We start from the raw sequence: 13,646 nt of genomic DNA on the forward strand, positions 1-13,646 counted from the left end.
TATTTTCATGGAAAATGTACACTCACTGTTCAAACGCGTCAGAAGGATTGAACTCCAGACAAGGAAACTTGTAGCACAGCTTGTCGGGGGAGATTACTCATCAATCTTCCGAGGCCAGGGAATGGAGTTCTCTGATCTCAGAGAATATTCAGAAGGAGATGACCCGAAACTCATCGATTGGAATGTCTATGCAAGAACCAGGATTCCATATGTAAAAATATTCAGGGAGGAACGTGAGTTACTGGTTCTTCTTGCTGTCGATCTCTCAGGCAGTCTTCGATTTGGATCACTTAATCTTACAAAAGCAGAACGTGTTGCTGAAGTAGCAGCTGTACTGGCACTTTCAGCATCTCAAAGTAATGATCGAGTCGGAATGCTGACTTTTTCCGACCAGGTTCATGAATATGTCCCGCCGGACAAGGGGAGGAAACACGCTCTTGGTCTTGTACGGCGAATCCTTCAGGTTCCTGACAGACAGGCACCGGCAGACCTTGATAAAGCTCTGAAGTACATGGGTCGCGTACTCAACAGAAGGGCTCTCGTATTCATCATCAGTGATTTCAGAATACCGGGGGGCAGCAAACTTCTTCATGCAACTGTACAGAAGCATGATGTTGTAGGAATACATGTCTTTGACCCCAGAGAAATTCACCTGCCGCCTATGGGACACGTTCGATTCCGCTATCCGGAAACAGGGAAAGAACAGGTTGTGAATACAAGTTCCCGAACCTGGAGAGATAAATTCGCCTATCAGGTACGTCTTGTTCAGGCTGAAAGAGAGAAACTATGCAAAGACAACAGACTTGACCTGATAAGTATTTCAACGGCCGATAATCTTGTGCTGCCCCTTAGAAGATTCTTCGAACTCAGGAAAAAGCGGAGACGCCATTGATGATAGATTTTCTTATAATGATTTCGCTTGTCTCCGGAAGCGAAGCAGTTTCATGTTCTCTCGGGATTCCCGTAACAGTCGAATACCCTGTACCGGATGGCTGGACAGTTGAATTGCTTGAATCTTCAGAGAACTGGCATGTGCTTGAGCAGGATGCCGGCATTGTGACACTTGTCCCGCTTTCCCTTGACACACTCGATCTTCCTATGCTCGGAGCTCACTCGGACTCTCTTGAGGAACTCTTTGCTCCGCCTGTTCTTCTGGTGCAGCGAACCATGCCGGATTCGGTCTGGATGGTTTCGGTTTTCCCATCTCCCCTTGGAATTGATATTCCTCCTGGATTTCCAGAAAACTACCTGAATCAGCATAGATTCTGGGAGGAATGGAAAAAGGCTCCTCCAACTTCATGGCTGTTTCCAATGCTGCTTATCGGTGTTATCACCATTATTGCTGTATTATCGTGGCTGTACTACAGAAAAAAGAAAAAACTGTCAGGCACAGAAGATATTCATGCGGGAGAAAAGAAACTTCTATCTCCTCTGGATGAAGTAAAAGCGCTTATTGATTCACCAGCGTTCGCTAACGGTGATTGGATCACCTATTACAGAGATGTGGACAAATTGCTCAGAGACACAGTATTTTTCCGCTTCAAAATATCCAACCGCGCCCTTACATGGCGTCAAATTATCAGACTTACCCATTCGGAAAAGGACGGCAGGAAATTCACCGAGGATTCTACCGAACTCATAGAAGAGATTACCCTTCAGAGATACGCGTCATGGGGTGGTTCAAGAGAAAGAGCTGAGAGATTTACATCGAAGCTGTCTTCCATCAGAAGGGACTGGCATCTTCGATGAATTTCCAGTTTCTGCCGGCTTTATTGGGGTTTCCATTCCTTTTGATTATTCTGCAGTTTTTCTTCAGAAAGGTTAAGACTCACTCTCAGACATATACCGGACCTTTTTCCTTTCCCTCTGTAAACAGCAATTCGGGAAATAGAGTATCCAGCCTTCTGCAATGGATCGGGTTCGCACTTCTGTTCATCGCACTCGCACGCCCACAGTACGGCTTTGAGAGACTTCCAGAAGCTGGTGAGGGACTGGATATCATAATAACTCTGGATGTTTCAGGAAGTATGACTCAAAGTGATTACTATCCAAGCAGACTTGCAGCCGCTAAAAAAGCAGCTCTGACATTCATAAACGGAAGACCAAACGACAGAATAGGTCTGGTGATCTACGCGGAACAACCTAGAGCCATCTGTCCGCCTACTTTTGATCATTCGACGCTTGAGAGATTCATTCAGAGCGCTTCAATCGGTACCCTTCAGGATGGAACCGCTATCGGAGCAGGTCTCGCAGTAGCAGCCAGAGGGTTTGACTATTCACAAACAGCCAGAAGAGTGATCGTCCTCATTTCAGATGGTGAAGACACCTCCTCCCGGATTGATCCCATTACTGTTGCGCAGGCTGTCAATACCATTCATGGGGACAGCCTGAGAGTATATACCGTTGCCATCGGTACTCCTTCTTCAGAAGAAGGACTTGGAGTTGACAGGGAAACTCTCTCAGCTATCGCCGGATTGAACGGAGGCAGACTTTTCAATGTTGAATCGCCGCAGGAGCTTGATGAGGTTTACTGCGCAATTGATTCGCTTGAAGCTTCTACTCTTCCTCCAGAAGGTCTTTTCGTATACAGAGATTCTTACATGCAATTTCTTGTGTGGGGACTGATGCTACTTGCGGTTTCAAGTGTTCTTAAATGGCGCGTTTTCAAGGTTGTGGGTGACTGATGGGATTCCAGCACCCTTTCCTGCTTCTCCTGCTCCTTCTGGCACCTGTTTACTGGTGGTTGAGGAAAAAGTGGCTTAATTCTGAAATGAAACTGTTAAGAGTATTTGTCAGACCTGTTCTCTGGGACAAAGTCAGAATTCATCCTCCACCGGAGAGATCATTCTCAATTACCCTCTGGGTGACCGGTTTGATTCTTTCAGTAATAGCTCTGAGTGGTCCAACCTGGGGTCGATCATCTGCCATAGTTTCAACAGGAGGGAAGAACCTCGTAATAGCTCTGGATATCTCTCAATCCATGTCATCTCTGGATGAAGCCCCATCCAGAATTGTCAGGGCTAATGCGGAGATAAGAAGGCTGATAGAAGAACTTGACGATGTACGAATAGCACTCGTGATATTCTCAGGAAGTTCCAGACTTGCATCTCCTCTGACCCTGGACAGGAAATTTCTCCTGAGCAGACTACCTGATGATACATGGAGCAACACCGATATTGTCCGCGGAACACAACTTGGAAATCTTGTGGATATAATGGTGTCTGCGCTACCTGAAATGGATCTTGAAGCCCGTCTTGGAATAGTATTCAGTGATGGAGGGTTTCATGATTACGCGACTGCAAGCGCGATAGAAACCGCGAAAGCAAACAATATGCGTCTTTTGACAGTGGGAGTCGGAGGACCTGTTGAAATGACGATACCTCTTGAAAATGGAGGCATTCTCCTTGATACGGCAGGAGATACAGTGAGAACAGTTCTTGAGGAAGAATCTCTCATGAAACTGGCTTCTGAAACAGGGGGGGTATATCTACCACTGTCTCAGACTGATGATCTCTCGTCCATTGTTCAGGTATTTCTGGAACATATTTCCGATGAAAACAGTGAGTTTGCATCAGGCGGTTCCACTTCTACCAGGAGATACCAGTACTTCCTTGGAGCTGCTCTGATACTCTTTTCTCTTGCGATTGCTGTTGAGAGGAAGGGCAAATGATTTTCCTTCTCATGATACTTCAGCTTCAAAGTAACCTCGCGCCTGCTGAACTCGCGGAGATCGCGGCACAGTACTTTCTTGATGAACAATATTCGAGCGCGATCGGAGCCTTGTCGGAACTCTTTTCAAGGATGCCCGAAAGGGGAAGAATACTCTATAATCTTGCTTCATCTCAATTCATGGCGGATTCTCTGTCGGTTGCCGATTCAATTCTTTCCATGGATATCACTGATGTGGGAGATGATACACTCATGCTTGCAAGGGATCTTACTTCTCTCGCACTTGCCATCAAGGAAAACGATTACGCCGGAGTAGAGTCATCAGTACACTTTCTTCGAACTGCTGTATCAGATGGTCTCTCTCTGAAATGCGAGAATACCGGACTTGAGGCTGGACTTAACTGGCTTGACAATCACGAACCCCCTGAGGATCAACAGGATCAGAGCGAAGATCAGCAGGATCAGAACGAAGATCAGCAGGATCAGAGCGAAGACCAGCAGGATCAGAGCGAAGACCAGCAGGATCAGAGCGAAGACCAGCAGGATGAGCAACAGCCTCCGCCGCAGATCACTGAAATGACACCTGAACAGGCACAGGCCATTCTGGATCTCGTGGAAGACAGCAATCAGGCGGAGGATTCAACCGGGGCGAAGAAAATGGGTTATCCAGCGGGACCAATATGGTAATTCTGCTGTGGTTTCTGTCTCTTTTCACCTTACTTCCTGATATTGAAGTCTCTTTGCCGGATTCTGTACGAACCGGCAATCCCTTCTCTGTTGATATCACTCTCACCGGTATGGATATCAGAAATGTTGAATGCGCCCCTCTTTGTTCTGATGGACTGAGATTCCAGGGCAGCAATACGATGCATTCATTTTCCAGTATAACCACATCATCAGGAAGTTCGATAAACTCGGAAACTATTCTATCGATTAACTTCATGTCGATTGAAGATGGAATCCACACGGTTGGACCATTCAGAATAACTTCCTATGGAACATTAATCTGTGAAATCCCTGCTGATTCGATTATTTCATCCGGTCATACTCCTGATACAGGAAGCACACCGAGCAGTACCGAATCTGAAGTACTTGCATGGATTGAAATCGAGATTGATACTGCCGGTCGAGTATATCCAGGACAGTCTTTCCAGATCGATTACTATATATATAAAACCCAGAGAAACGCTGAAATTGTTGACCTCTATCTCGATGCAGCCGAGTACGCTTCTTCCGGTCTTATTGAGGACGCAAATGAACTTACATGGGTAAGATGCAAGAACGGTCATTTCAAGACATGGCTTGCCACATTGGAAATAACTCCAGCTTTTGCCTGCAGCCTTGAGCTGCCCGTCCTGCGGGGCAGGATCGGCATCCCTGGAGGATTCTTACATAGATCACTTGAACAGCAAATATCCTCTGAAGGTTCATGGCTGGCAGTATATCCATTTCCCGAAGAAGAACAGCCTGCTGATTTCACGGGAATAACAGAAGAGATCTTCTTCAGTCTGGATGAAATTCTGAGTGGTTACAGTCAGTCAGGAGAGAAATGTATTCAGCTCTCCGCAACCGGTCCTGGAGCATCACAGCTCGAGTCTTTGCCTTCTCTGACAATCAGCGGTCCGGCATCAATGCTTTCCGGTCCATTACTCAGCGAACCTGATGGGGGAGAGGTCACATGCCGGATTGTTATTGAACCGAGTGATACCGGCATCGTTGTCATTGGTCCGGACAGTCTTGCATGGTTCGACACCGACTCAGAGCTTTACCATCAGGCTATCATTCCATCCTGTACGCTTTCGGTGCATGTCACCTGTCATACGACTTCTGTTGAAACTGATTTCAGCGATGATAATCGAAATTCCTCCTTATTACTGATTCTTTCTTCTTTTCTACTTGTATCTCTGGTCGTATTCCTTGTAATGAGGAAAAGAATCAGCCGAAACAGTTCGAAGGAGAATATCAACGATGCGCAAGATCCGGAAGAACTGCTCACCGCGCTTGAATACGAACTTTCTGAACTTCTGACGGGTTCTCCATGCTACATGGGTTCTGAAGAGCTTGATGAAGCGCTTGATGCCAGAGATACTGACAGTATTTTAAAAGGCAGACTTCTTCGTCAATGGAAAGATATTGAACTCATGCTGTCTGGAAGAAAGATATCCGGCGAACAGCTTGATCGTCTGAAGCGAACATGTATCGAACTAGTTCAGGAGCTGTCCACTGATCTGGATCACGATGTTTCCCGCTGATGGGGGTGTTCCGGTAATTCTTCATGCCTATATTCAGAGATTGAAATAAAATGTCTTAACCTTCAGGAGTATGAGGAATGCTTGTTAATTACCTTGCAGTAGGGGCGTATGCGGTTCTTATCATGATAATTGGTCTTTTAGGAATGCGGAAAACCCGTTCTTACAACGATTTCCTTCTCGGCGGTGGTAAAGTTGGTCCATGGATGACCGCGTTTTCCTACGGCACCGCATACTTCTCAGCTGTACTTTTTATAGGCTTCGCAGGCAAACTTGGCTGGGGATTCGGTCTCTCCGCTCTCTGGATAGCCCTTGGTAATTCATTAATAGGTGTACTTGGTGTCTGGCTTCTGCTTGGTCACAGGATAAAATCGGCAACTCATTCCCTCGGCGTCAAAACAATGCCTGAATATCTGGAAGCAAGATTCAACAGTCCATTTCTGAAAGGTTTCACTGCTGTCGCCATTTTTGTATTCTTCATACCTTATACTGCAGCGGTCTTCATGGGATTGAGCTACCTCTTCGAATCCACATTTCAGCTTCCATATGCATGGATACTGCTTTTCATGGGGCTGTTTACGGGTGTATACCTTATAATGGGCGGATACAGATCCATGGCAATGATTGATGTTATCTTCGGAATCGTTATGACTATAGGTGTTCTCGTTCTTTTCCGTTTTACTCTGGAAAAGGGAGGAGGCTTACCGAACATAATCTCAAGTCTTAAAGCGATTGAACCAAAACTTATTGGCTCTGTAGGACCACCTGGCATTATTCCACTGCTCTCTCTGGTCTTCCTGACCAGTGTAGCCCCTTTCGCGATGCCTCAGCTCGTTCAGAAATTTTACGCTGTCCGCGACCGGAAAGCAGTCAGGATAGGTACCGTAGCTTCTACTATTTTTGCTCTTCTTGTAACCGGGATAGCCTACTTCACGGGAGCGCTTACAAGGGTATTCCTTTCTCCCGCAAACACTCCAGAAGCATTTGGAGAAGGTGGAACACCAATTTTTGACGCTTTAATGCCGGAGCTTCTGACAACAGTGATTCCCGGAGCTCTCTCTGTTATTATTCTGCTCCTTGTTCTCTCAGCATCGATGTCCACACTTGCAGCTCTTGTTCTGATATCCAGCTCAACTGTTACTAAGGATTTTTATCACGGTTTCATCAATAAGAAAGCCTCAGACAGAACACTTACAAAACTGGGCAGGCTGAGCAGCGGATTCTTCATTATTCTGTCAATGATTCTGGCCTGGCAGAAACCCGCTGTAATAGTAACCATATTGTCAATATCCTGGGGTGCTATAGCTTCGGTGTTCCTCGGACCATTTATCTGGGGACTGTTCTCAAAAATGATCGGGAAAGCCGGAGCCATAACTGCATCCACTATGGGGCTTTCCGTATGCCTGATACTCTTCATCCTGTGGGGCGCTTCAAAGGTTCCCCAGGCTGCTTCCACAGGTATGCTTGTATCCCTTATCATCCCTGCTCTGTTTGTCGGTTATCGAAAGCTCAGATCAACATGATAATATTTGAGAGGATGTGTCATGAAAAAGGATAATCTGAATACAGACAAAGATACTATCACTCGTCCAGAGAATTCTTCAAGGGATGATGATATGCATATGGAAATTCTGAATTCTGTCATGGAGAGCATTCTGATTGTCAGTAACGATAATGTCATCTTATTCTGTAATCCGGTCCTTTACGAACTCTTCGAGGTCGAGATGACTGAAAATCTTATCGGAAGATCTTTCCTGGATTTTGTCTCCAGCGACCAACGGAATATCGTGTCCAGCCAGACTGATAGAAGAAAAGATGGTGAATCTTCAAGGTACGAGCTTTCGATTGTCACGGAGAAGAATAACAGGAAAACAGTATCACTTTCAGTCGTTCCGAGAAAAGACAAAGAGGGTAGAATAACAGGTTCTTTTGCCACAATATCAGACATCACAGAACGAAAGCGGATCGAACTTGAACTTGCCGAGAGTGAAAATCGCTTCAGAGATATTGCGCTTTGCAGCGCGGACTGGGTATGGGAGATAGACGCATCCAGCAGGTATACGTTCTGCTCTGATAACGTAATAAGCCTTATCGGATGCACAGCTTCTGAAGTACTTGGGAAAACACCGTTTGATTTCATGACAGCTGAGGATTCCAGTAGTATCTCAAAGATTTTCCAACTGATTGCTTTGAAGAAAATGAATATCGTCGATATGGAAAACAGAATTCTTGATAAAGATGGAAATATCCATATCTTACTGACAAATGGAGTTCCTATCCTCGATGAAAACGGCGATCTTCTTGGCTATCGTGGGGTAGACAGAGACATTACTGAACAGAGAAAATCCGAAGATGAACTGAATGAAGCGCTGAAGACAAATGAAACCATTCTGGAATCCGTGCCTTTCGGAATAATGATAATCGGCAGAGACAAGAGAATAATCAGCGCAAACAGAATTGCGAGAAATATTCTTGGAAGAAAACCAGAAGAGTTAGAAGGAAATATCTGCCATGATTTCATATGTCCGACAGAGATTGGAAGATGTCCTATTCTTGACCTTGGCGAAAAGGTTGACGATTCCGAGAGAATTCTGCTGACCAGAGATAAAAAGAGAATACCTATAATTAAATCAGTCGTTCCGATTGAACTTAACGGTGAAAACGTTCTTCTTGAAGCTTTCGTCGATATATCCAGTCAGAAAAGAGCCGAGGAGGAAGCAAAAAAGGCCAGCAGTATTAAAAGCGCGTTCCTCGCGAATATGAGTCATGAAATCAGAACACCTATGAACGGCGTCATAGGCATGACAGGACTCCTGCTCGAAACTGATCTGAATCCTGAACAGAGGGATTTCACTGAGACGATACAGGAAAGCGCTGAATCACTCATGTCAATTATCAATGATATCCTGGATTTCTCTAAAATGGAAGTCGGTAAACTTGAACTGGAAGAAATAGATTTTGATCTTCGCACAATGCTCGGAAGTATTGCTGATCTTGCAGCCGTCCGCTTATGTGAGAAAAATATTGAATTAATGATGAATATAGATTCTGAAGTCCCATCACTTCTTAAAGGTGACCCCGGCAGGTTGAGGCAGATAATCATCAATCTTCTTGGAAATGCGATTAAATTCACTTCGGAAGGCGAGATAGTCCTAACCGTAGATATAGTACAAGAAGCTGAGAAGAGGGTTCTTCTTAAATTCTCTGTTACCGATACAGGAGTCGGTATTTCACAGGACAAACTCCGGAATCTGTTCGATCCTTTTACCCAGGCGGATTCTTCAACAACCCGAAGATATGGAGGCACGGGGCTTGGCCTGACCATTTCCAGACAGATCGCAGATCTGCTTGGAGGCGAAATAGGCGTTGAGAGTACACCTGGAAAGGGTTCAACCTTCTGGTTCACAGCTGATATGATAATCAGGAAACCCGCACAGGTTTCCAGGAAAATAAAGACTGATGAATCCACTCTTCTCAACTCACTGAAAATTCTTATTGTGGATGATAATCATACAAACAGAATTATTCTTGCAGGTATGATGAAAAAATGGGGCTGCAGGTACCAGGAAGCAGACTCAGGCAAGTCCGCGCTGAATATTCTGAGAGATGCCCTTTTAAATGATGATCCATTCGATATAGCTGTTCTGGATATGCAGATGCCGGACATGGACGGTGAAACCCTTGGAAGGAAGATCAAGAGTGACCCTAACCTGAAAGATACATTGCTTTTAATCATGTATACATCCATAGCAGCGCGTGGAGATGCCTCCAGGATGATGCAGGCAGGCTTTTCCGCCTATCTGACCAAACCTGTGAAGATATCCCAGTTTCGGGATTGCTTAATAAGCATGAACGTGATGGATGGCCAGTGTAGTACACGAATTGAGAGCAGAGGTATCATCACAAAACACTCTTTAGCGGAACTAAGAAAGGAAGAATTCAGAATCCTTCTTGCAGAAGATAATCCGGTAAATCAGAAAGTAGCCCTGAAAATGCTCGAGAAACTCGGATATTCCGCAGTCCCCGTTGAGAACGGTATGGAAGCCGTTCGTGAGCTTAAAGAAAATGTTTACGATCTTGTGTTGATGGATATTCAGATGCCGGAAATGGATGGATTTGAGGCAACATACATCATCAGAGATCCGCAGTCATCTGTTCTGAATCATGAAGTGCCTGTTATAGCCATGACTGCTCACGCCATGGATGGTGACAGGGAGAAATGCATTCAGGCCGGAATGGATGATTATATTTCCAAACCAGTTAAACCAGAAACACTAACCAGGATGATTCAGAAAGTCCGCTCCAGAGAATTCATTTCTGAAGCAAAACGGAAGACCGGGAAAGAGAAAAAGGAATTTGCCGTATTTGACAGATCAGTTCTCAGGGAATCACTCGGAGATGATGATGAACTTGTCAAAGAGATTCTTGATCTTTTCAAGAGCAATGCTGATGAAATCATGACATCATTGAAGAATGCAGCTTCAGTGAATGATATTGAATCAGTCAGAAAATACGCACATTCATTAAAGGGTTCATCCGGTAATATTGGAGCAAAAGCCCTGCTGGAAATAATGAAAAGCATTGAGAAAGCTTGCTCTGATGGTGATTTGAATGCAGTTGAAAACATGATCAGACAATCAGAAGAAGATTATACTGACCTTATGGAGGAACTTGAATAGTAAATCACTCTTTCATTCAATGAATGCTGTAATGTAAGATGAAACAGAAGATGCTGCCACTTGTACTGATTGTTGATGATAACGAATCCAGGAAAAATCAGCTGTTTGAATTGCTGCAGGGCAGTTGTGATTGCAGAGTAATCGAGTCTGCAGGAGGCCGAACAGGTCTTGAAATAGCTGCAATTGATCAACCGGATCTGATTGTTGTTCCTTACCATATGTCCGGGATGGGTGTATCTCAATTCAGTTCCATACTGCAGAATAATCCTGAGACAGCCTGTATTCCCACAATAGTAACATTCGAGACAGATGATCTGATTAATTCAAAAATTCCATCCAAACCTGTAGGTGTTGTAGACAGTGTTGTCTGTCCTCTTGCTAACGTACATAAATTCCTTGATAAGATAACTCTTCACCTTAAAACAAAAGCTCACTGGTCTAAAGTTTACGCACCTGGAAAACATACCACTCCGGATCAGGCTCCATCAGATTACGTTGATTTCATTCAATACCTTGAAAATGCTCTGAATCTCGATGAAGAAGCTGCCGGCAGGATGAAGTTGCTTGATCGATTGTCTCTATACGATTCCGCAAAGGATATTGGAGTTGATGCGGAGGCTCTAGCTCGAAATATTGCTGAATATTTCCAATTTGCTTATCTCCCGTATATTGATCCTGATAGTATACTTACAGATGTATTTCCGGCTCCTTTCAGCAGATCAAAACTCGTTCTAGCCATACGGGATTCTGATGGAGAAACCACATATGTTCTGAGCAACCCTTTCAATCTTGAACTCAGAGATACAATTGACATGGTTTCTCAGGGGAAAGAACCCCGACTTGGAATTTCTCAGCCAGAAAGCATTCTCGCTCTCTTAAAAACATATGTTCCGAAAGAACAGGAAGTTAAGATTGTATCCTCAAGACTTGAAGATGGGGACGAATCAGATGATGGAAAAGATATTGCGTCTGAAACCAGACACGGCAGCGTACTGGAAATAGAGCATGAACCGGATAAGGATGATATTAACACTTCTCCCATCAAATATATAGCGGATAAAATCATTTTCACTGCTGTCGCTGATACCGCAAGTGACATTCATATGGAACCGAAAGCCGATAAAGTAGTTGTCAGGTTTCGAATCGATGGTGATATGTATGACAAATTCACTCTCAAACCAAAAACAGGTAAAACTCTTCTCAGTCGATTTAAGGTCCTGGCAGATATGGATATCGCTGAAAGACGGAAACCCCAGGACGGAGCTCTGGAAGCAAGGATCGGAGGCAAGTTCTTCAAAATGCGGCTTGCAACCACATCCACACCTTATGGGGAAAGTATCATCATTCGTCTTCTGGACATGGATTCCAGGCCAATGGAACTGGCTGAGCTTGGTATGACAGAGACTCAAGCTGAGACGCTGTATGAGGTTTCTCAGCAGCATTCGGGAGCGATAATTGTCGTAGGTCCAACAGGTTCTGGTAAAAGCACAACTCTTTACAGTCTTATATCGAATATCGATATCAAGAACCGAAGCCTGATGACCATTGAAGACCCCGTTGAATACACTATCTCGTATGCCAACCAGCAGGAAGTTAATGAGAAAGCCGGTGTAACCTTCGAAGCGCTTCTCAGATCAGCAGTAAGACAGGATCCAGACATCATCTTTCTTGGTGAGATCAGAGATCCATTTACAGCAAAAACAGTGATGGACCTTACGAGTACCGGACATATGACATTCGGCACACTTCATTCTGCCAATACGACAACTTCAATAGGAAGACTTGAACGTCTTGGCGTTACAAGAGCTGACCTGGCAGACTCTATTCTTCTCATTTCAGCCCAGCGGCTCCTTAAACGTCTATGTCCTTATTGCAGAAACGAGAGACCAATTAATCCTGAGGAATCGGAAATGCTCGGTCTTTTCACGGAAAATATTCCCGATATAATAGCCGATCCCGTCGGATGCCCGAAGTGCAAGAACAGAGGTTATAAAGGTCGTCAGGGAATATACGAACTGCTCCGATTCAATCCTGAAGTTATCGAAATTGTCAGAAGCGGTGAATCAGTATCGGTCATGAGGCAGCGCTTTCATGATATCGGGCAATATCTTATGAGCGATCATGCTATTGATAAACTGAGAGATTTCACTGTCTGCTACAATGATATATATCATTCCATTCTTCTCGAGGAGAAAAGGCTTACAGGTTCTATCAGGAAGAACAGTACAACAGCATCTTTTCAGGTTCACAAAACTGATAAATCATTTTACGAGACAAGTACACCGGATGCTCTTGAATACTCAAAAGAATTCAAACCCGCTGAATCAGTCTCCACAACTGAATCCAGACCGTTCGAGAAACAAGAAAAAGCTGTTATTGAGAATCAAACAGGAGGGAAGGCTCATACTGGAGCCAGAATCCTGGTTGTTGATGATGATCCTGATCTTCGCGAATTCATATCATTCATCCTGTCTTCCAACGGATACGATGTAACTTCAACAGGTGACGGGATTGATGCAATCGTAACACTCAGTAAGGAAAGTTTTGATCTGATACTCTCAGATGTCGATATGCCCAATCTGGATGGATTCAAACTGCTTGAAACTATTACAAACAAAGGAATCGAAACTCCGGTTGTATTCCTCACAGCAAGGGATAATACACAGGATGAAGTCAAAGGTTACGAATTAGGAGCTGAGGATTACATCAGAAAACCCATTCATAAGAATACATTACTTCTTAGAATCAAGAAAATACTAAAACGTATTTAAATAGTGACAGGGACTATTTATTCAAAACAAGCTGCCAGTACGGGGTTTGGCGTAATTCAGTGAATATATGACGTCCGATAAGGGATATTATGTAAAGTCATATGTATTGATACCGCACAAATCTCTTATGACTGTACATAATATCATCAATATCCTTTATCCCCTTCTGGACAGATCAGCACAGAACAAGCTACTTTTGACTGTACATAATATCATCAATATACTTTATCCCCTTCTGGACAGATCAGCACAGAACAAGCTACTTTTGACTGTACATA

The 13,646-nt window shown here is 44.2% G+C and carries 9 protein-coding genes; all 9 read left to right on the plus strand.

Features of this window, described 5'->3' with window-relative positions; translation table 11 throughout:
- The first annotated feature begins 7 nt into the window (after positions 1 to 7).
- The 9 genes from K8R76_04155 (at position 8) to tadA (ending at position 13,368) form a co-directional block, all read left to right on the plus strand.
- The gene (locus tag K8R76_04155; GenBank protein MCD4847364.1) at positions 8 to 892 is read left to right on the plus strand and encodes a DUF58 domain-containing protein; all 885 of its coding nucleotides are present in this window, start codon (positions 8 to 10) and stop codon (positions 890 to 892) included.
- Positions 892 to 1,749, plus strand: coding sequence for a hypothetical protein (locus tag K8R76_04160; protein ID MCD4847365.1), 858 nt, complete (start codon positions 892 to 894; stop codon positions 1,747 to 1,749). Before K8R76_04155 ends, K8R76_04160 begins: the two co-directional genes overlap by 1 nt.
- Complete coding sequence (locus K8R76_04165) at positions 1,746 to 2,684, plus strand: VWA domain-containing protein (protein ID MCD4847366.1); 939 nt, start codon at positions 1,746 to 1,748, stop codon at positions 2,682 to 2,684. Before K8R76_04160 ends, K8R76_04165 begins: the two co-directional genes overlap by 4 nt.
- Complete coding sequence (locus K8R76_04170; GenBank protein MCD4847367.1) at positions 2,684 to 3,670, plus strand: VWA domain-containing protein; 987 nt, start codon at positions 2,684 to 2,686, stop codon at positions 3,668 to 3,670. The genes K8R76_04165 and K8R76_04170 overlap by 1 nt, the downstream gene beginning before the upstream one ends.
- Entirely contained in the window at positions 3,667 to 4,356 is a 690-nt protein-coding gene (locus tag K8R76_04175) for a hypothetical protein (protein ID MCD4847368.1), read from the plus strand. Before K8R76_04170 ends, K8R76_04175 begins: the two co-directional genes overlap by 4 nt.
- Positions 4,350 to 5,921 (plus strand): hypothetical protein, encoded by a 1,572-nt coding sequence (locus K8R76_04180; GenBank protein MCD4847369.1) that lies wholly within the window; start codon positions 4,350 to 4,352, stop codon positions 5,919 to 5,921. The genes K8R76_04175 and K8R76_04180 overlap by 7 nt, the downstream gene beginning before the upstream one ends.
- Before the next feature lie 77 nt (positions 5,922 to 5,998).
- A complete protein-coding gene (locus tag K8R76_04185; GenBank protein MCD4847370.1) occupies positions 5,999 to 7,441 on the plus strand; it encodes a sodium:solute symporter in 1,443 nt (480 codons plus the stop codon).
- Positions 7,442 to 7,462: 21 nt separating this feature from the next.
- On the plus strand, positions 7,463 to 10,597 hold the full coding sequence (locus K8R76_04190; protein MCD4847371.1) for a response regulator: 3,135 nt from the start codon (positions 7,463 to 7,465) through the stop codon (positions 10,595 to 10,597).
- 38 nt (positions 10,598 to 10,635) lie between these two features.
- Positions 10,636 to 13,368 (plus strand): Flp pilus assembly complex ATPase component TadA, encoded by a 2,733-nt coding sequence (gene tadA / locus K8R76_04195; protein MCD4847372.1) that lies wholly within the window; start codon positions 10,636 to 10,638, stop codon positions 13,366 to 13,368.
- The last annotated feature ends 278 nt before the right edge of the window (positions 13,369 to 13,646 follow it).

The sequence above is a fragment of the Candidatus Aegiribacteria sp. genome, assembly GCA_021108435.1.
Lineage (GTDB): Bacteria > Fermentibacterota > Fermentibacteria > Fermentibacterales > JCC-6 > Aegiribacteria.